This window comes from Candidatus Poribacteria bacterium, from assembly GCA_021162805.1.
In the GTDB taxonomy this organism is placed as follows: Bacteria; Poribacteria; WGA-4E; order B28-G17; family B28-G17; genus JAGGXZ01.
In genome coordinates, this window is sequence record JAGGXZ010000151.1 from 39,662 (window position 1) to 58,813 (window position 19,152).

At 52.4% G+C, this 19,152-nt stretch carries 24 protein-coding genes; 11 read left to right on the forward strand and 13 right to left on the reverse strand.

What is annotated here, in order from left to right:
* Positions 1–7: 7 nt before the first annotated feature.
* The 4 genes from J7M22_11600 to J7M22_11615 form a co-directional block, all read right to left on the reverse strand.
* Positions 8–277, reverse strand: coding sequence for a cell division protein FtsL (locus tag J7M22_11600; GenBank protein MCD6507249.1), 270 nt, complete (start codon positions 275–277; stop codon positions 8–10).
* Positions 278–1,159 carry a 16S rRNA (cytosine(1402)-N(4))-methyltransferase RsmH gene (gene rsmH, locus J7M22_11605; protein ID MCD6507250.1) on the reverse strand — a complete coding sequence of 294 codons (882 nt, stop codon included), beginning with the start codon at positions 1,157–1,159 and terminating at the stop codon, positions 278–280.
* Complete coding sequence (mraZ, locus tag J7M22_11610) at positions 1,146–1,613, reverse strand: division/cell wall cluster transcriptional repressor MraZ (protein ID MCD6507251.1); 468 nt, start codon at positions 1,611–1,613, stop codon at positions 1,146–1,148. The genes rsmH and mraZ overlap by 14 nt, the downstream gene beginning before the upstream one ends.
* Positions 1,614–1,746: 133 nt before the next feature.
* Entirely contained in the window at positions 1,747–4,323 is a 2,577-nt protein-coding gene (locus J7M22_11615) for a zinc-dependent metalloprotease (GenBank protein MCD6507252.1), read from the reverse strand.
* Between the two features lie 362 nt (positions 4,324–4,685).
* Between J7M22_11615 and J7M22_11620 the strand changes: the two genes are divergently transcribed.
* The 4 genes from J7M22_11620 to J7M22_11635 all read left to right on the forward strand — a co-directional run bounded on the left by J7M22_11620 (position 4,686) and on the right by J7M22_11635 (position 7,755).
* Positions 4,686–5,018: a membrane protein insertion efficiency factor YidD gene (locus J7M22_11620; protein MCD6507253.1), complete on the forward strand. Its 333-nt coding sequence runs from the start codon at positions 4,686–4,688 to the stop codon at positions 5,016–5,018.
* A complete protein-coding gene (locus J7M22_11625) occupies positions 4,997–5,881 on the forward strand; it encodes a tetratricopeptide repeat protein (GenBank protein ID MCD6507254.1) in 885 nt (294 codons plus the stop codon). The genes J7M22_11620 and J7M22_11625 overlap by 22 nt, the downstream gene beginning before the upstream one ends.
* Positions 5,790–6,635, forward strand: coding sequence for a hypothetical protein (locus J7M22_11630; GenBank protein ID MCD6507255.1), 846 nt, complete (start codon positions 5,790–5,792; stop codon positions 6,633–6,635). Before J7M22_11625 ends, J7M22_11630 begins: the two co-directional genes overlap by 92 nt.
* A gap of 361 nt (positions 6,636–6,996) precedes the next feature.
* Positions 6,997–7,755 (forward strand): TIM barrel protein, encoded by a 759-nt coding sequence (locus J7M22_11635; GenBank protein ID MCD6507256.1) that lies wholly within the window; start codon positions 6,997–6,999, stop codon positions 7,753–7,755.
* 19 nt (positions 7,756–7,774) lie between these two features.
* On the opposite strand, the gene J7M22_11640 is transcribed toward J7M22_11635, so the two are convergent.
* Positions 7,775–8,023, reverse strand: a complete 249-nt coding sequence (locus J7M22_11640) for a hypothetical protein (protein ID MCD6507257.1) — start codon at positions 8,021–8,023, stop codon at positions 7,775–7,777.
* 150 nt (positions 8,024–8,173) lie between these two features.
* Between J7M22_11640 and J7M22_11645 the strand changes: the two genes are divergently transcribed.
* Together J7M22_11645 and J7M22_11650 are read left to right on the forward strand one after the other, a co-directional pair.
* Positions 8,174–8,362, forward strand: a complete 189-nt coding sequence (locus J7M22_11645; GenBank protein ID MCD6507258.1) for a hypothetical protein — start codon at positions 8,174–8,176, stop codon at positions 8,360–8,362.
* A gap of 14 nt (positions 8,363–8,376) precedes the next feature.
* On the forward strand, positions 8,377–8,562 hold the full coding sequence (locus tag J7M22_11650; GenBank protein ID MCD6507259.1) for a hypothetical protein: 186 nt from the start codon (positions 8,377–8,379) through the stop codon (positions 8,560–8,562).
* 21 nt (positions 8,563–8,583) lie between these two features.
* Here the strand turns inward: J7M22_11650 and J7M22_11655 are convergent, their stop codons facing one another.
* Genes J7M22_11655 through J7M22_11665 form a run of 3 tightly spaced genes read right to left on the reverse strand, consistent with a single transcriptional unit; the run spans position 8,584 to position 10,007 of the window.
* Positions 8,584–9,330 carry a phosphatase PAP2 family protein gene (locus tag J7M22_11655; GenBank protein MCD6507260.1) on the reverse strand — a complete coding sequence of 249 codons (747 nt, stop codon included), beginning with the start codon at positions 9,328–9,330 and terminating at the stop codon, positions 8,584–8,586.
* Positions 9,327–9,605, reverse strand: coding sequence for a hypothetical protein (locus J7M22_11660; GenBank protein ID MCD6507261.1), 279 nt, complete (start codon positions 9,603–9,605; stop codon positions 9,327–9,329). Before J7M22_11660 ends, J7M22_11655 begins: the two co-directional genes overlap by 4 nt.
* A gap of 21 nt (positions 9,606–9,626) precedes the next feature.
* Positions 9,627–10,007: a DUF1232 domain-containing protein gene (locus J7M22_11665; GenBank protein ID MCD6507262.1), complete on the reverse strand. Its 381-nt coding sequence runs from the start codon at positions 10,005–10,007 to the stop codon at positions 9,627–9,629.
* Positions 10,008–10,279: 272 nt separating this feature from the next.
* Between J7M22_11665 and J7M22_11670 the strand changes: the two genes are divergently transcribed.
* From J7M22_11670 to J7M22_11690, 5 genes are all read left to right on the forward strand, one after another.
* On the forward strand, positions 10,280–10,552 hold the full coding sequence (locus tag J7M22_11670; GenBank protein ID MCD6507263.1) for a BrnT family toxin: 273 nt from the start codon (positions 10,280–10,282) through the stop codon (positions 10,550–10,552).
* Between the two features lie 4 nt (positions 10,553–10,556).
* Complete coding sequence (locus J7M22_11675) at positions 10,557–10,844, forward strand: hypothetical protein (GenBank protein MCD6507264.1); 288 nt, start codon at positions 10,557–10,559, stop codon at positions 10,842–10,844.
* Positions 10,845–10,998: 154 nt separating this feature from the next.
* Positions 10,999–11,283, forward strand: a complete 285-nt coding sequence (locus J7M22_11680) for a hypothetical protein (protein ID MCD6507265.1) — start codon at positions 10,999–11,001, stop codon at positions 11,281–11,283.
* Positions 11,284–11,516: 233 nt separating this feature from the next.
* Entirely contained in the window at positions 11,517–12,320 is an 804-nt protein-coding gene (locus J7M22_11685) for a hypothetical protein (protein ID MCD6507266.1), read from the forward strand.
* Between the two features lie 58 nt (positions 12,321–12,378).
* Complete coding sequence (locus tag J7M22_11690; GenBank protein MCD6507267.1) at positions 12,379–13,059, forward strand: hypothetical protein; 681 nt, start codon at positions 12,379–12,381, stop codon at positions 13,057–13,059.
* 6 nt (positions 13,060–13,065) lie between these two features.
* Here J7M22_11690 and guaA read toward each other — a convergent pair whose 3' ends face one another.
* The 5 genes from guaA to J7M22_11715 form a co-directional block, all read right to left on the reverse strand.
* Positions 13,066–14,607 carry a glutamine-hydrolyzing GMP synthase gene (guaA, locus tag J7M22_11695; GenBank protein MCD6507268.1) on the reverse strand — a complete coding sequence of 514 codons (1,542 nt, stop codon included), beginning with the start codon at positions 14,605–14,607 and terminating at the stop codon, positions 13,066–13,068.
* A complete protein-coding gene (gene rfaE2 / locus J7M22_11700; GenBank protein ID MCD6507269.1) occupies positions 14,604–15,122 on the reverse strand; it encodes a D-glycero-beta-D-manno-heptose 1-phosphate adenylyltransferase in 519 nt (172 codons plus the stop codon). The genes guaA and rfaE2 overlap by 4 nt, the downstream gene beginning before the upstream one ends.
* A 251-nt stretch (positions 15,123–15,373) precedes the next feature.
* Positions 15,374–16,393, reverse strand: coding sequence for a Gfo/Idh/MocA family oxidoreductase (locus tag J7M22_11705; GenBank protein MCD6507270.1), 1,020 nt, complete (start codon positions 16,391–16,393; stop codon positions 15,374–15,376).
* Between the two features lie 29 nt (positions 16,394–16,422).
* Entirely contained in the window at positions 16,423–17,601 is a 1,179-nt protein-coding gene (locus J7M22_11710) for a metallophosphoesterase (GenBank protein MCD6507271.1), read from the reverse strand.
* A gap of 167 nt (positions 17,602–17,768) precedes the next feature.
* Positions 17,769–19,109, reverse strand: coding sequence for an alkaline phosphatase family protein (locus J7M22_11715; GenBank protein ID MCD6507272.1), 1,341 nt, complete (start codon positions 19,107–19,109; stop codon positions 17,769–17,771).
* Between the last annotated feature and the right edge of the window lie 43 nt (positions 19,110–19,152).

Genomic DNA, 19,152 nt, shown 5'->3' on the forward strand with positions numbered 1-19,152 from the left:
TCCTCCCTCATTTGATGATGATAATCGGTTCCTCATCGGGGAGGGTCATATCGAACTTATCGGCCAGTTTCCCAAGCCTTTCAGGCGATCTCAAATACTCCTTCTCACATCTGAGTTTGTCGATGTCGTTCTTGAGGATGAGCTTTTCGCGGTTGAGCTCCTGAAACCTTATGTTGATAAACCTCATCTGCATGTTAAACCAGATGTGAAAGAAGGCCAAAACTCCGAAAGCGGTGACCAGGAAACAGATTATAACCAAGTAAAGCCCTTTTCTCATCTAAATCGCCTCGGCGGCTCTCAGTTTGGCACTCCTGGAACGGGGGTTCTCCCTCACCTCCTCATCCCCAGGAGTTACAGGTTTTCGGGTGATTATCTTCAGACAGGTCCCTTCACGGAACTTCCACTTCACGATTCTATCCTCGAGCGAGTGAAAAGATATTACGCATATCCTCCCGCCCGGTTTCAGCCATCTTATAGCCGAATCCAATCCTCTTTCCAGGTTATCGAGCTCCCTGTTGACGTATATCCTCAGCGCTAGGAAGATCCTCGTCGCCGGATGAAACCTCCCATGACGGGGCACGGTGGATTCGACTATCTGCGCAAGTTGCCTGGTGGTAAGTATAGGCGATTTCTCCCTGAGCCTCGTTATCCTCCTGGCTATCCTCCCGGCCCATCTCTCCTCGCCGTATCTACGAAATATCTCACGAAGCTCCCTCTCGCTTTTAGTGTTGACCACCTCACGGGCGGTCAGGGGGATTCTCCTATCCATCCTCATATCCAGAGGCGCGTCCAGACGAAAACTGAACCCCCTCTCCGGATCGGAGAGTTGAATCCACGAAACACCCAGATCCATGAGTATGCCGTCCACCTCATCCACATCCAGTGAACGAAGGATATCATCTAGATCGGCGAAATTGGCATGGGCAAACCTCACTCTATCCCCAAATCTTTTTAATCTCTCTTTGGCGATGGATATCGCCTCCGAATCCAAGTCTATTCCTATCAACCTTCCGCCGGGAGAACTGAGCTCCAATATTCTCTCGGCATGTCCGCCGGCTCCCAAAGTACAGTCCACATAAACCCCTCCATCTTTGGGGTTTAAAAGTGACATAACCTCATCGAGCAGAACCGGTATGTGGAAGCGATCATAGCTGGACATTTATCATCTCGGCCAGATCTTCCAACCCTTGTTCCATCTCCTCGCTGTAATACTTATCTATAACTTCTTTTGCCCAAATCTCTATCTTGTCCACGATCCCGATCATGACAACTCGTCGGTTTATCCCTGCCATCTGCCTTTGCCGCTGCGGGATCATCAGCCTGCCCTGCTTGTCGAGGGAGCATTCTATAGCGCTGCTGAAGAAGAGCCTCTGTAGTTTTCGTCCTTCCGGCTGAGTGAACGATGTGGTTTCCCTAAGTTTATTGGCTATCTTAACCCATTCCTCATAGGGGAAGAGAGCCAGACATCCATCGAACCAGCGGGAGAGGATCAGCTTACAGTTATATCTCTGATTCAGCACTTCCCTGAATTTGGAAGGTATACTAACCCTTCCCTTCTCGTCGAGGGTGCATTCATACTCGCCGGTGAACATACCTCTCCCACTTTTCCCCACTTTCTCCCACTGTATTATATCACAATTGAAATCCTTGTCAAGAGAAAAATTTCATTCGATATGATTTTTTTCAGCGTTTCAGATTGATCGTCGTCGGATAATGTAGAGGCGCACAGTTGTGCGCCTCTATAACTCAATCGGTAAGTTTCTTCTCGGCGACGGGCTTGAGGGCGATTTCGATTCGGGCGAGAGACTCATCCAGATGAGCCCGCGTGTATGGCTCTAGGTCTCCTTCCGTCAGCGCCCTTTTGATCCCCTCCATGATGGCTATAAGATCCATACGAGCCAAGCTGCTGGCGTCCTGAGGGGTTCTCCCTTCCGGTTTCAGCACCAGTTTTATCAGCTTGGATAGATGTTCGCGCTGAAGAGCTCGCCGGAAGCTATTGATATTGGTCATTTTCTCCAGCTCCGACCATATAGCTTCCCTCAGCTTCCGGAACATCTCCGCCATCGTGAATTTATCCTTCCCCTCGCCGTATCTCAGCTCTATATCCAGAAGCCGCGATAGCAGCAGGGGATGATAGAGGTTGTCCAGGATTGATTTTTGGATCGAAAGCACAACGTCATGGACGGGATAGTCGATCCGATCCATCCGCCACACTGATCCCTCAAAATCCCAAAATCTCTCAGGGGCGAGCTTGTTTAGGAGCTGGGGGGAGAACCTAAAGGAATCCGAGCTGAAGAACTCCACTGTCAGAAATTCGAGCGCCTCACGCTGTTTCGAGGGTGGAACGGGTTCAAACGGCAGTCGCCCGCCCGGATCGCCTATGTGATCCCTCCTGTGATAGATTCCGCCGATATACTTCGGCACATTCATGGCAGCGATCCGATATTGTGAAAGCCCATAGCCGAAAGCACGTCGGATCTTCTGATACCGGATGCCGGGTCTATCGAAGTGATCCTCTATCTTTTCCCACAACTCCTTCGCTAATGCGATCTGCTTCTTATGATATTCCAGCATATCCTCACCGAGATCCCATCTGTTACAGGTTGGATCAATCCCCCAAGGCGGCGGGAAGGCATCCTCATCCGTCCCATATGCCAGCTTTGGATCGGAGACCTTGGAAGCTATCCTCTCCAATTCCCCCAGCTCATCCTCAGGCGTCTCAGCATCTATCGGTTTATAGGCGTACTCGATCGCCCAATAATCGTAGGGCCCCAGCGTGGTCTGCCAGTAATCCCCCTGCTCGATTCCTTCGGGAGCGACGTTAACTGGGACATAATCCATGATGGATCCGGTTAATCCCTTCTCTCTCGTCAGTTCCTTGTCCTGTAACTTATCGACGGGATGAAGAATACTTCCTTTGAAATTGTGCCGAAGCCCCAACGTATGGCCGACCTCATGCGCCACCAGATGGACGAGATAGTCATGCAGATATTTCTTAGCCTTTGGATGGTCCGGCGAAATACCTTCCCTTGCTGAGATGATATGCCAGCCGAAGGCCGCATGCAGCGCAAGGCCCATCTGGTGGTTCAATAGAAGCTTTTCAAATGAGTCTCTGTCATCGGGATTCATCGAAACCGGATCTACGAACTGTTCCAGCTCTCCGAACGCCGCTCGGATCATATCGGCCCCGATGCGTATGTCGGCGTGATATATCTCACCGGTGAAGGGATTCGCCCGAGAAGGGCCTACCGCATAGCTACCTCCGGGATGGACGATCCATCGAACGGTATTATACCGGATATCCCCCGCCTCCCAGTCAGCATCATCCGGTTGCTCCTTGACCACGATCGCATCCTTAAACCCGATTCTCTCAAATGCCTTGTTCCAGAGCAGGATTCCTTCCTTAACCGCCTCGCGATACTCATGTGGGATCGTATTCTCAAGCCAAAAGACAATGGGCTTTTTAGGCGGTGAGATCTCAGCATCGGGATCGGCCTTCTCAAGATGCCACCTCTCGACATACCGGACATAGGGCGTTTCCCGCGTTAGATCTGTATAGTCCTGATACATCGTCAGGAAATGCCCGACCCTATCATCTCCCAGGCGGGGACGATAGCTCGTCTCAGGGATAATTGAGAGGCTGTAATGATACCGATGAATGAAGCTACGAGAGTCAGCCACGGTGTAGACCGATTTGGGCTTTGTGCTTTTGAAATGGATTATTACGCCGATCTCGACGTTTTGAGGGTAGGGCTTGACAAAATCGATATAGCTATTTTCCTCGTCGAAGGAGTATTCCGCCTTGATCCTCTCGTTCAACGAGTAGGTTACCAGATCGATGTCCTGAACGAAAAAACCTCTGGCATCCACGAGTATACTCTTCCTTTCAGGATGAGGTTTGCTTTCGATCTTGACGGAACCCATGATCGAGTTGCTCACGCCTCTTTCGATCGCCTTTCTGATCGGAGATCTCTCATCCGCCCTGAACCTGACGTTTTTGTATATCAGCTGGACCCTCCTGCCGATCCGCTTGAAGAAGAAAGGGAAGTCCCACATCATCGAACCGGAGTCGAAGTAATAGCCGTCGGATGCCTCCCTGGTTAAAGAGCAGAGGAAGAGTTTATCGAACTGATCGGGGAGTATCTCCATCAGAACCTTGTTCTCCTCTCTGTTTATGTAGAAGGAGAAAAGCCCTTCAACCCTTTCGCACTCCTTGATAGCCTCCTCAAAAGGTGGCAGCTCCTTCTTCTCTTTCTCCTCTTTTTTCTCCTTCTTCTCCTCCTTCCCCTCGTCAAGGGCCTGCAGGTCATCCTTCTCCACCATTATTCCCCCTCCTTACCGTGGTGAGATAAACCTGTGTTCTTATGATACGACGGGCAAACCCGATCAGTCAATTGAATGTGACTCCGCGGATGTATAAGAACTTAAGAATTGCCAGAAGCAGGGAGGAGTGTCGGTGAGATTCTTGATCTTCAATCTCAGCCGTGATATTATATCCATAACCCAAGTTCTACATCCGGGTCGTAAGCGAGGCGAGGGGCGTTGCTTGGGATATGAGCTCAGGGGATATCGATAAAATGATGAGCGCTGTGATCCTCATATATGCCTTGATGGCTCTCTCCCCGAGGGAGGAGTTGTTGAATGATATCGAATACCTGATGAAGATGGCTCCGATTGGGGTGAAGATGAACGATCATTATCGCCCCAGATCCGATGTGGTTAGGCCGAATAACGAGCTCTCGCTTCTCATGCTCACCGGGATAAGGTTCTACCAGATCTTTATATCCTCCCAGGATATGTCCGTTTGTAATTTCATCCCCACCTGTTCGAGCTTCGCCTTTCAGGCGATAAGGAGGTTCGGGCCGATCAAAGGGGCGCTTCTGACATCCGATCGGCTTCAAAGATGTCATGGCTTCGCCCACCTCTACGCCGGGACGATCTACGAGGTGGATGAGGCCAGCGGGAAATTGAGGGACCCGATAGAGAGGTACGAAGCATGGCCTTACACCTCGCGCTGATCCTGATGGTATCCATCTCCTATCTCTCGCCCGAAAACATCCTCAAATTCGCAGACCATCTCTTCGAGGAGGGCGATTATAAGAGGGCGATAGGGGAGTATGAGAGATATCTCTTCTTCGCCGGCGAGGATGACGACAGGGATTGGGCCGTTTACAGGATAGGGCTTGGCTATGAGATGATCGGGGAGTATAGAAGAGCCCTGTCCTTTTATAAAAAGCTGGGCGGTCAGGAGATCCTTTATCGGGTGGGATGTCTGTATTTCAAAATGGGCGATTTCGCTAGCTCTGTCGATACGCTGAGGAAATTGAAGAGGGCGAAGGGCATATCCGAAAGGGCTCTATGTCTTGAGGCCGCAGGGCTGATGATGCTCGGCAGGGCAGATCGTGCGAGGTCAACGTTGAGATCGCTCCTTAACTCGCTGTCAAGGGAGGATGTGTTGGGCGTCGCGGAAAGGTTGATGAAGCTTATGCCCTTGGTGGAGTCCAAACCACATAAGAGTCCTTTCCTAGCGGCATTCCTCTCGGCCCTGCTTCCAGGAGCGGGTAAGGTATATGCCGGCAGGGGATATGACGGGCTGTACTCGCTCTCAGTCGTCGGGTTCTCCGCTGGCATGGCCTATGACGGGTTCAGGGATAACGGCGTCAGATCGGCGAAAGGTTGGCTTTTCGGCGGGGCGACCCTCTTCTTTTACCTAGGAAACATCTATGGCTCAGCCATAGCCGCCGGGGAGTTTAACGCGAGGGAGAATGAGAGGCTGAAGGAGGAGATACTTGGCTCAGTTGGCCCTCTGCTTGGTGATTTTCTCGGCGATTTTCACGCCTTTAAAGCTCGGCGATCATCTCCTGAACATGGGAAACCCTGAGGAGGCGATCACCGAATACAAGAGATTCATCTTCTTCTCCTCCTCAACCAAGGAGATCAAGCTCGGTATGATGAAGATAGGTGAGGCGTATCGCCATATGGGAAGATGGGATCTGGCGGCCGACGCCGTTCATGACGCTATCCTCCTCATGAGGGATCGATCCGAGATAGCAACCGCTAGGATAAGATCGGCGCTCGATATGATCTGCGCCGGCGATTACAGCTCAGCGAAGTTCGATCTGCTGGAGGTGCTGAACTCCGACGTCGATAGATCCATTAAAATCAGAGCGAGGTTTCTCCTGGGCATAGCGGAGATCTATGAGGGCAAACGCGTGGAAAGCGCGGGAGACCTGATCCCCTCTCTCAGAGAGATGGGCGTGGATGAAAGGGATATATCGAAGCTCAACCGCCTTCTCCTCACGCCGCCCGCCGGGCGCAGATCGCCAAAAGCAGCCGCTCTGCTCTCGGCCCTCCTTCCAGGGGCAGGGCAGATCTATGCAGGTTGCTGGAGAGATGGGATTAACGCCCTTTTGTTGAACGGGGCCATAGCTTTGTGGGCGTGGAGGGAGTTTAAATCGCGAGATATAAGCGATGGATTGCTGATTCTCACCTTGGTCCTCCCGCGATACTATCTGGGCAATGTCCGCAAAAGCCGCAGGTTGGCTGAGTCGAGAAACGCCGACCTGGAGCTCAGGAGATCCAGGGAGATTCTGAAGGAACTCAAAAGGGTGTTGGGAAGGGAGACATCGAGATAGAGCGGTTGGATGAACAACTACTCGCGGGCCGCTTTCATAAACATGGGTATAGGGGATATCGAGCGATATAGGACGTCGGTCGGAAAGATCCCGATGGAAACGGCTGGCGGTTCGAGGAGCTTGAGGGGGGCTGGAGGCTCATAGGAAACTTCCTCTCAGGTGAATGGGATAAGGATGATTTCCTGATCGTCCGACGAGGACAGAAGGTGGTGGACATCTACAACGAGGAGATCATGATGGCGGAGAAAGCTTGTTTTCCGTCTGAGGATCTGGTATCCTCTCCGTCAGATATTCTATCACAGCGGTAAGGTAGGGTTCAACGCCCTGACCTTCTCCGTCTAAGGGTTTAGGAGGACGAAACATGGGCAGGATTAAACAATCCATCGCTTGGTGGTGTTTCGCTCGTAGGGTTGAGCCTATGGAGCTCATCAAAAAGGCGGCTCAAATAGGCTACGCGTCGATCGAGATGCTGCCGAGGGAGTACTGGGATGCTGTGCTGGATCACGGCATGAAAATCGCCATAATCGGCGGCCATGGGACGCTGACGGATGGGCTGAATAGGAGGGAAAATCACGATCGGATAGAGGAGGAGCTTTCGAGGAACATAGAGCTGGCCGCTGAGTATGGGATACCAAGCCTTATCTGCTTCTCAGGAAACAGGAGAGGACTTCCGGATGATGAGGGGATTCAGATCACGGCGGAGGGTCTCAGGCGTGTGGCGAAAATGGCTGAGGAGAAAGGGGTTCAGCTCTGTCTCGAACTGCTTAACAGCAAGGTGAATCATCCCGATTACCAGTGCGATCACACCTGGTGGGGTGTGGAGGTCTGTAAGGCGGTCAACTCTCCCGCCGTAAAGCTGCTCTACGATATCTATCATATGCAGATCATGGAGGGCGACCTGATCCGAACGATCAAGGAGAACATCGATTATATCGGTCATTTCCACACCGCCGGTAACCCCGGACGTCACGATCTGGACGACGAACAGGAGATAAACTATCGGGCCGTCATGAAGGCGATAGCCGAGACGAATTACACGGGATTCGTGGGACATGAGTTCACGCCGAAGGGCGATCCGATAGAGGCGCTCGAAAGGACGTTCTCCCTCTGCGACGTATAACCCCTATGTCGGCGGGGCGTTATGCCCCGTCGACCCTGCGGAGTATATCCCAATAGGCTCCTCGATATCCCTTCTGGATGGCTTCCACAAGCAGTTGATTGGCGTTGTAGTTGTAATTTCTCTCGGGCTCTGTGGGATCAAAGAAGAAGAAACGCTTGTCCTCGCCTATGAGGTTATCCAGCAGATCGAAAACGAAGGGGGCGATCGAGGGCTCGAGGAAGAAAAGGGGATCGACGGGGTTATCTCCGCCGATGATGTCACCATCCAATCGGGGCTTGACCTTACTTGGGGATTAGCATACACTAAGCTGTGGAGGTAGATCAAGTCAGGAGATGCAAATATCCCGGTGGACATCTCTCATCTAGGCCGAACCTTTTCCCCGTGAATTTCGTATTTACCGGGTGAAAGGAGGAAACGGATGGATCAAGTGAGCGACGAAGAGCTTGTCCGAAAGGTTCTAGGTGGCGATCGGGATGCGTTCAGCGCACTTGTCGAACGATACAAGGATATGGTCTACGGTGTGGCTTATGCCCATCTCCGTAACTTCCACGATGCACGGAGGATCAGCGAGAGTATCTCTGGAAGACACTACATGAGCTCGAGCTGATGGAGGTTCTCAGCATGTTGAGGGGAGTCACGATTTTCACGCCGTTGATCAAGGATTTCCACTCGGTGGAGGTGAAACTGGGGCTATACAAAGCGCCCTATTTGAAGGAGATTCACAACCGACCCTATATCCGATTTGCCTGTCCCAACCCCGATGGATCGGAACATTCCATCCAGCTAGGAACTATAGATAAAGACTGATAACGTTTGATCCTATCGATCTCATCTATCATGCCACGCACAGCGACATAGCGGCAACGGCTTTTCAACCGTGTATTTCAATGCTGGTCTCCGTCCGTCAGCAGGTAGAGCGGGAATATCCGCAGAACGATTCAGGGAGTAAGGCCTATAAACCTGCCGCCGCGGCGAATTTCCGCCGCCTTCACGCCATGAGTGGGGCAGAAGGTGATCTCTGTATCGCCACGCCAACCTGCCACATAGATATCCGATCCCGGCGCCGGCGAGGACATCCATCGGATAGTGTCGCCCGTTGTATATACGTGAATAGGCTATAAGGGCAGCAGCAACATATAAAGGCAGCCTAACTTTAGGGTATGCTGCGCCCCAAACATATGCCATAGCATAGGCGCTGGTCGCGTGTCCCGAGGGAAAGGAGGAATTCCACCGATCGGTATCGCCGGTCGGTCGACGTCGGTTTACCAGGCCTTTCAGAAGGAAGGTTACCGTCTCCGCGCCTACCGTCGCTGCTATCGAGGTGTAGCTTACATCTCTTCTAACGCCGAAGATAGGGAGGATAAAGGCAATGACGATTTCACTCTCGCCGCTGCCGATCCTGGAAACCCACGGCATAACGGCATCCAGAGGAGAGGCCCTGTGATCGTGAATGAGATGATACATCCTCTCATCGGCATCCCTCAGCCAGTTGGCCGAGGCCGTATAACACCAGACGATCTGTAAAAGGAGAAGAAATGGAACCGTCAACCGTGTTATATTCCCTCTATCTCTCATTTGGGTTGCTCCTTTTTCTCCCGATGAGGCCGTAGAAGCTCGGCAGGGCCACCAGGGTCAGGGATGTCCCCTCGGGTGAGTTCTGATTCGGTCTCAGGATTGCTCCAGAGGCGGCTGGTTTTTACAAGCGCCTTCGTCGTTTTGATCCTCGGGTTATTTGTCAGTGCCGTCTGCAGGGCTTTATCAAGGGAAAGCTTTTCAGGAACTGAGCTTCCCAGGGAGATGGAGACGGATAGGGCGAGAGATCCTATCATGATAAGGTTTCTCCATTTCATCTCCTCACCTCCTCAATTCCTTCAGATTAACCTTCGGACAAGCTTCAGAATCATATAGATCGCCGCCAGCCAGATCATCAATATGAAAACGGCCGCGATGATACGGCTTTTCGGTTTCGCCTCGAGGGTCTCAGATCTTGCTCTCTCCCTGCATTCATCCAGAACCTCCTTCGGTATCATCTTCAGCGCCAAAAAAACACCGAGGGGTATGAGGATCAGATCGTCCACATATCCCAGAACGGGAATGAAATCCGGGATCAGATCTAAGGGATTGAGCGCGTAGGCGATGACGGCGGCGGCAAACAGCTTGGCGTATAGCGGAACCCCCGGATCTTTATAGGCTAGATAGAGGACATACACCTCCGTTTTCAATCGTTTCGCTTTGTCCTTCCAAAATGACATTCCCACTTTCGTTCCTCCTTACGGATATTATACAGGTTGAAGATTACAGAGGGATTACAATTTTGTAATACAGGATACTACATCGGTGGCAGGTTTGCCATCTGACATCACTCTTAATCTGTTCCTTCACAAACAGATCATTTGCGCCTGATCTGGAGGAGATAAGAGGGAGCCCGGTGTTAATGACTGAGGAGTTAAAAATTAAGTATTGATTTTAATACATACTTTATTGTAGAATATCGCTAGCACCAAGAAGAGGGCTAAGATTGAAGATTACCTATATCCATATCCCCAGGGCTGTCGCCGATAAGATCCTAAAGAAACACAACGTAGCAACTAAGGAAGTGAGGGAGGTCTTCTCAAACGCATATTTCAAACCGAGGATATTCAGAAGCAACCGAATCTCCAACGCATATGTAGCCTATGGAAGAACCCTGGAGGGGAGATACCTCATGGTCGCCTTCTTCCTCTACGGGGAGAGAGCGAAGGTGATAACCGCCAGGGATATGACCAGAGCGGAAAGAAGGAGATATGAAAGGAAGTGATAACATGTCTAGAAGAAAGGGTTTAACGGAGATCGAAAGGGAATTCGCCGATTTCGTCGAAAGCCATGATACAGCCGGGATGATAGAAAAGGGAGAGTTCGAGGAGGTGAAGGAGGTTGAGATAGCGATTCCTCCCAAGAAAGTCCCGATCACCATGAGGATATACCCTGCTCTGTTGGAAAGGATAAAAAGGATAGCGAAGAGGCAGGGGATGCCTTACCAGACGTTGATCAACCAGTGGCTGGCCGAACGGGTCTATCTCGAGGAGCGCCGTTCAGAAAAGCGAATTTGAGCCTCTCGCTGATGATCTTTTATATATCCCTCGTCTCGTCCTGCTATGCAATTAATGCATATTATACGGGAAATTTTAAATGCGCTGCCAGCGACCCGCTTGAGGAAATGATGGAGGTGATGGAGAAAGCCAGAGCAGATAAAAGAGTTAAGCCGTGGCGATGGGAGATAAAAATGTGTCCAAAATAATGGGTGCACTTCACTCTGAAGGGATAAGAGGCCGCTGGAGTGTGGAGAATGGAGTATTCAGGGTGAGGGATGTAAGCTATGATGAAGACAGGTTGCATTCCAGGAAGATAGCTCATCACCTCAGCCAGATACGTAACGGTGCGATAACGCTGATAAGGAGAGCAGGCTTCAGGTACATACCGGACGGATGGAGGTGCTTCTCTGCCAGGAGTGAGAAGGGAATAGAACTACTTTTGGGTATGAGTTGGTAAGGGGAAGAGAAAGGAAGGGAGATTCAAAGATAGGTTAGGTGATTTAGGGATTTAGGCGGGAAAATAGGGATAGGAAAATGACAGGATTTGATTCTCTTTCGGCCTTTGGGGCCGGGAGAAGGGATTTTATCCTTATCTAAGCGTTGAAAAGCCCTGAAGTCTACGCAGTCGCTTGATCCCATACGCGAATCCGTAGTATAATTAAGAAGATCTTGTGTGAGGAGGGGAATGAAATGAAGATTTCGATTTTCATAGGTCTTCTGATTATCGCCTTCACTTGTTTGGGCCTTGCAGATCCTCCGGCCAAACACCCCAAAACGGGGGAGCCGCTTGTGATCGAGTGCCTCAGGGGGACGCCCAAGGCGATCGACGGCAATCTAAACGACTGGCCGCTCAAATCCCTCACCCCCGCCGTGCTGGACACGAAAGAGCAGATATTCCCGGGAGTGGCTCCTGGAGCCGCCGGCTGGAACGGACCGAGCGACAGCAGCGGGAAGTTCTATCTGATGTGGGACGATAAATACGTCTACATCGGCGTGATCATGAAGGACGATAAGATCGTCGTAACACAGGCAGGAGGGGACATCTGGAGGACGGACTGCATAGAGATATTCTTCGCCACCACTGAAGCGGTAGCGTGTCCCGAATGTCATAACCATCATTACCAATACGGATTCACCTGCAAAAATCAAAAGTGGAACTGGTGCAATATGGACGGAGCGGGCCAGAGGGAGCCGGACTATATGAAGGTTGGCTCAACCACGACCGCCGACGGATATATATGTGAGGCCGCTATCGAATACAAACAGATGAAATCGCTGAAATGGGAGGCCGGCCAGGAGCTGGGATTCCATCCCGTCTTCGATGATGCCGATAACCCCGGCGGTACCAGAAAGCTGCAGATGACGTGGACGGGAAGGGAGGCACATGACCAAAGCCAGGGTTTCGGACATATGATCCTCTCGGATAAACCCGCCGCCGTCTGTTGCTCGGCCGATAAGATGGCGACGACATGGGCTCAGATCAAGGAATGGTAACGAATGATGGACGGGCGGCCCATCGGGTTGCCCCACTCCTTTAAGAGGAGGGTTCATTATGAAGGGGGATAGGAGGTTTCAGACTTCAATATCATGCCTTTTCATGGCGGTGCTGCTTGTATCCTCCGCCGTTGGTGCCGAATGGGGGGTGCTTAGCATCCAGCTCGGCAAAAAGAGCATCTCAAACGGCATCATCGAGAAACCTCAGGCCGATGGCGTCACTGAACCAAAGGAGATCGGCGGCAAAGAGTGTAAGTTCGTCCCTAAAACGCCACCTGGGATGAACACAGGCAATCACATATACTTCAGCGTCGATCCGGCTGTCATACCCGATAAGGACAAAACCAACGAGCTTTGGATAGCGGTGGAGTTCTATGATTCAGCCAAGGCCGCCACGGGGTTGATATTGGATTGGGATGACAAAGGCGACGTTTACCCTCAGCAGGCATTCGCCCTCAACGCCCCGGCCGATCTGAAGAAGATCCCATTCGAATACACCGATCGGTGGAGGATCGCCATAAAACACATCACGAATGCCGAATTCAAGGATCAAGGCAACAACGCCGATTTCAGGTTCCATATAGATCCCTATATGTCGGAGGGGTTTTACATCCATCAGGTCTGGGTGAGCGATCACGAGCTGACGGAGAGGGATCTCATAGGCGGAGGTCAGGCGGTCTCACCGTCGGGCAGGATAACGACGTTCTGGGCTGAGGTGAAACGCTTAAGGTGGCGATAACGATGCTCATTCCCATTCGATCGTGCTCGGAGGCTTGGAGCTTATGTCGTAGACCACCCTGTTAACCCCTTTGACCTCATTTATAATCCGGTTGGAGACGTCGTTTAAGACATCGTATGGTATCCTCGCCCAGTCGGCGGTCATACCGTCAACGCTTGTGACGGCCCTTAGGGCGATGACGCTTTCATAGGTTCGCTCATCTCCCATCACGCCCACGCTTTTAACCGGCAGCAGCACGGCGAAAGCCTGCCATATCTTGTCGTATATCCCCGCTCGACGGATCTCCTCGATGAAGATGGCATCGGCCTGTCTGAGAACCTCCAGCCTCTCACGGGTCACCTCGCCTATCACCCTTATCGCCAATCCGGGACCGGGGAATGGGTGTCTGCCGAGTATCTCCTCTGGTATACCGAGCTCCCTGCCCACCGCCCGTACCTCATCCTTGAAAAGCTCCCTGAATGGCTCTATAAGCTCAAACGGTATCACATCGGGAAGCCCGCCGACGTTGTGATGGGTCTTTATCGTGGCTGAAGGCCCTTTGACCGATACGCTCTCTATGACGTCGGGATAGAGCGTTCCCTGGGCGAGGAACTTGATTTTGCCCAGCCTCTTGAGCTCATCGGCGAAGACCGCTATGAACTCCTCGCCTATAATCTTACGCTTTCTCTCAGGGTCAACCACGCCGCGGAGTTTATCGAGGAACCTCTCGCCGGCTTCTATATAGTTGAGCTTTATACCCAGGCGGGCGAAATTCCTCCTGACCTCCTCACCCTCGTTCAGCCTCATCAACCCCGTATCGACGAAAACACAGACGAGCCTGTCGCCTATCGCCCTGTGAACCAGAGCCGCCAAGGTGGTCGAATCGACACCTCCGCTTACGGCGCATAGAACCTTCTCATCCCCAACCCGTTTTTTTATCTCCCTGATGCTCGCCTCGACGAAGGATGTCACATCCCATGACGGGGAACATCCACATATCTCGAAGAGGAAGTTGGATATGATCTGCGGCCCATAGGCGGTGTGTTTGACCTCAGGATGAAACTGAAGGCCATAGAACTTCCTCACCTCATCCGCCATGGCGGCGATGGGAGAGTTGGGGGTATGGGCTATGACTTTAAAACCGGGCGGTACATGGGTTATCCTGTCGCCGTGGCTCATCCAGACCTGGCTTTCATCCGGGAGGTCTTTGAAGATCGAGGATCGATCGTCCAGTTGAAGTTTGGCGAAGCCATACTCCCGCTTCCTCGCCGGCTCCACCTTTCCACCCAAAATATAGGCCATCAATTGCATCCCATAGCATATGCCCAGGATCGGTATACCGAGATCGAAGATCCCCCTATCGCATATCGGCGCCCCTTCATCGTAGACGTTGGCAGGGCCACCTGAGAGAATGATACCCTTAACCTTCATCTCCGCAAGCTTCTCAGCCGGAAGGTTGAAAGGGTGGATCTCGCAGTAAACCTTCGCCTCCCTCACCCTTCTGGCGATGAGTTGGCTGTATTGAGAACCGAAGTCCAGAACCACAACCATCTGATCGTGCTGATTCATCTCGTCTCCTCCCTTTGTGATCCATATCTCCTAAGGATATCCGTGATTATCTCGCTCGTCGATCTGCCCTCGACCTTGATCCCGACGATGGGTTTCCCACCGGCCTCCTCCACCGCCTCACGTTCGATCATCTCATCCAAAGTGTAATCTCCTCCCTTAACATGGTAATCCGGCCTGATCGCCCTTATGAGCGGGATCGGAGTGTCCTCGCTGAAGATCGTGACATAATCCACACATTCAAGCGAAGCCACCATCTCAGCCCGTTCCTCTTGAGGGATGATCGGACGAAGCTGGCCTTTAAGCCTCCTGACCGAATCATCGTCGTTTATCGCCACGATCAGAATATCACCATACCGACTTGCTTCATAGAGATACCTTATATGTCCAACATGCAGCAAATCGAAACACCCGTTGGTTGTAACTATGGTATGGCCGCGGCTCCTTTCACTCCGGATCAGGTCTATAAGCTCCCTCCTATCGAGGATGATCTTCTCTGAAGGTTTCCTAACCCTCATCTCAATCGTCAGCTCCCCTGTAAAAGCTAAATTTACAGGTTCTTTAAGGTTAAGCACAGTTCAACCGTCATTTGTAGTCATTAAGTCATTCGGCTTCGCCGTCATTTAAATGACGACAAATGACAATAAATGACCTATAGGCGGCGGACGGTAGCTTTAAAAGCCTTCGCTACACTCAGCGCTGATATGAGCGAGCGGATTAATCGCCTTATCCCGTCGCAATCTCTCACGCCGCCCTTATTTTATCACACCTAACCCTGCCTTTCAACTTCGTTTCGATCATACCCGGCTAGGTAGCCGGATGAGGAAGAGAGACGATAGGCGGTCAGGACCAGCTCGACCTCCCTTCTTGAGCTTTCGCCCGTGTAACGCGGCGTTTCCGAACGCAACACACACTCCGCGAAATGCGCTATCTCGTTCCGATAGGACTCCAGCGATGGGAAACGGGATGGAACGGATGGGGAGTAGGGAACGTCTGAGAAGATTCGGAGCTCATGTCGGCCGTAGAGCGCTTCATAGAAGGCTGAACCCCTATCGCCGTGGAACTCGAACCGGAAAAGCCCTGGTTGGATGTCCAATCCCGCCTCGATAACCGCTATTCCACCATCGGAGAAATCCAAGATCACGACGGCGTGGTTTTCGACATCTACTCCCTCAGGCGCCCCGAACCTTTTGACAAGCGCCTGAACCTCTGTTGGCTCACCCATGAAATATCTCGCCAAGGCGATAAGGTGCACGCCATCGTCCATCAAGCATCCTCCTCCCGCCATCGCTCTTCTTCTTCGCCACGAACTTGCAGGCGCCCCTTTCCATCCCTGAAACAGACGCAACCTCCTCAGCTCTCCCAGTTTCCCCTCATTCAGGGCCCTTTCGATCTCCAGAATGACGGGGTCGAAGAGATAGTTCTCGGCGACCATCAGGATAACCCCCGCCCTTTTCGCCGCCTCGATACAGGCGTCACAATCCTCAAGGGTGAACTCGAGCGGTTTCTCGCAAAGAATATGTTTTGAGGCGCTCGCGGCAGCTTCGATTATCTCCCGGTGTTTCGGCGTGCATATATCCACCGCTTCGATCCCATCATCCTCCAGGACGTCCTCCAGACGGGTTGTCCATCTCGCCCCAAGGGACTCAGCACCCCTTCTGGCCGCTTCCTCGTCGCGATCGCAGACCCAGACCACCTGTGTCACATCTGAAAGCTCCTTATAGGCGGGCATATGAGCGCCCTTGAAGATCCCTCCGGCTCCGATCACACCTATCCTGACCTTCTCCATTACTCATCCCCTCCTTCTTCGAAACGAGTTTATTCCGGGGGATAAAACAGTTCGAACACCATCTCCCTCCCGGATTGGGCGGAGGCTGGAACCATCGGCGTGCACTCCCGCTCCGCCAATCTGATCGGGATGGCGTCGTAAGCCCTGTTTCCATCCATATCCTCGGCTCTAACGATCAAGATATGTTCCCCCAACGCCCTCTCTTCAAGAGGATCGATCGATCCCTCCCATTCGCTCCACAGTCCTTCGAACGTGATCCTCATCGGTCTCCACCTGCTCCTTTCGATGCTCCATTCCACCTTCGTTATCTTTCCCCCGCGGGCGTAAGCCGTCACGCGAAGCATTGTTTTGGCGAAGACCTCGATCGGCCTCACCTGAGGTCGCGGGCCGCCTGTATGTGCTTCGCCTACGTGTACAAGGCTCACCTGAACCTTCGGAGCCGGCGTTTCCCAGAAGGAACCGTCGCGCCAGAAGGAGCGAAGCGTTCTCTTCCCATCGAAATGGAACAGCCTGTAGCCGGGTCTGGTGGGGAAACAGCGATGTGGCGGTATTCCGGTCCATTGCCACCCGCACAAGGCGCCGGTGTTGATCACCCTCACTCCTTTAGCGTTCCACTCCCCGTTCCTATGCCAGTGCCCTGTTATCATCGCCAACACGTTATATCGCGAGAGGAGTTCCAGAAGCTCGTCAGCGTTCGAGCCGCGCCACTGATCGTGGTAATCTCCGCCGACGGGAAGAGGAGGACAGTGTTGAGCGACGATGACCGGTTTCCCCTCAGCCCCCTCCAGTTCCTCCTCAAACCACTCTCTTTGTTCCTCCCTCAGCTCTGCCTTCCATCCGCCCTCGGGCTGGCGTTGGATGTCGTTCCAGATCAGAAATCTGAGGCCCTTCACCTCGGTGCTCTGACGGAGTGGGCCTATGATCTCCGTCCAGGCACTCTCATCGGGCTCGCCCCAGAGATCATGGTTCGTCGGCAGAGCTAAAATGGGTATCGAGCTATCCTTCACCAACTCGGCGAACTCACGGAGCTCGGAGGCTTTACCTGCACAAACCAGATCTCCTGTGGCCAGGATCAACTCCGGTTTAGGTGAGAGCATCTCCAGCTCCTCAAGGGCCCAACGAAGGTTCCAAGCGGCCTCCTTCGGATTGAGCCCCTCGCCGACATGGATGTCAGTCAGTTGAGCGAAGTAGAATTCTCCTTTAGTCACGGCATCCCTCACTGGAGATATCCTTAAGTGACAGCTATTTTAAATCCCGGATGATCTCCGTGTCAACCTACCATCGCCGATCTCAGACGGAAGATCAGACGAGGAGAGATTGGAAATAAAAACACCTCCCTGCTGTGCTATAAGGATAAGAGCCAGTGCTCCCCTCATCAAAAGGAAGGGGAAGAGGGAAATATCAGCTGATAAACCAACTTGTTTACTCCCCCGATCCACCTATCCTCTTCCTCCAATTTGACCTCTCCTTTGACGAAGAGAAAAGCGTCGTCATATGTATGCATACCGACGATCTTTCCCCTTCCGATCAGCCCCTCGGCCGATACCTTTCCCTTTAGATCATAACCCGTTTTCGGAACCGCTATCAGATCCGCAGCTTCCTCCAGATATGGTCCGTCGTAAATCTCCTCTCGCCTGTAGACCCTCTCCACGATCGGCGTTCCGTCCTCCGGATCTCTGAACTCCTCGATCAGCCTCTTTGCGATCTCATCGCGCAACGGCTCGTAATCTTCCCTCTCGACGCTTCCCATCTCCTCCCTGCCCTTCAGGTTTATGAATATCCGCCCGGGAATGAGGCTATATGCCTTGCTTTCGGGGGCGATGTTCTCGAGCGATTTCGACCCCTCGGATTTGAAGCTCAGATAACCCTCCCTTTCCAGCCAGAGGTTCAGGTAGACCTCCTTTTTAAGCGTGCAAAAGCCGTGATCGGAAAGCACCATCATCTCATAGTTTTCCCTTTCGCCGAACTTGTCCCATATCTCACCCAGGTAATCGTCTATCTTCCGGTAGAGATCCATGAACTTCGGCGCGAAGCTCGGATCTCCCCTCTCATAATCCTCCCAGAAGAAGTGGTTTATCCGATCGGTCTCCATCACGTGGAGCTGGAAGAAATCCCATTTCTCCCTCTCCATCAAGTATTTCGCCACCTTAATCCGCTTCTCAAATGTTTTGTGTATCTCCTCCATGAACCCCTTCCTATCGGTATGCCCCTTGCTGGCATCGACGTCTATCACATAGTTCATCCGAACAAGGGTGCGGTTGATCTGAGGCGGATAGCCGATCCTGTTCACATCTGTCCCTAGAAACCCGCCGATCAGAATTCCGTTCACCGGTTTCGGAGGATATGTGACAGGGACGTTCATGACGACCACCCTTTTGCCCTGTCGGCTGAGCCTTTCCCAGATGGTCTCGGCCCTCAGGTTGCGGGCGTTGGGGATGAAAAGGGAAAACGGATTCGGCCGGCGGTCGATAAACCCGAAGATCCCATGTCCGGCCGGGTTCTTGCCCGTCATGTAAGAGGACCAAGCGCAGGAGGAAACGGTCGGAATCACCGAGTTTATCCTGAAGAAGCTTCCCGAGCTCAACATCCTCGCCATGTTCGGAAGCTCCCCACTTTGAGCGTGCCTCCTTATGAAGGAGTGCGGCACGCCGTCAAGACCTATCACTATCACGCGCCTGTCGCTTGATCTTCTCCTTCCGAAAAGCCTGCCTAGCATCTCTGCCTCCTGAAAGTCTGAGGTCAAGGATCTCTGAGGGGAT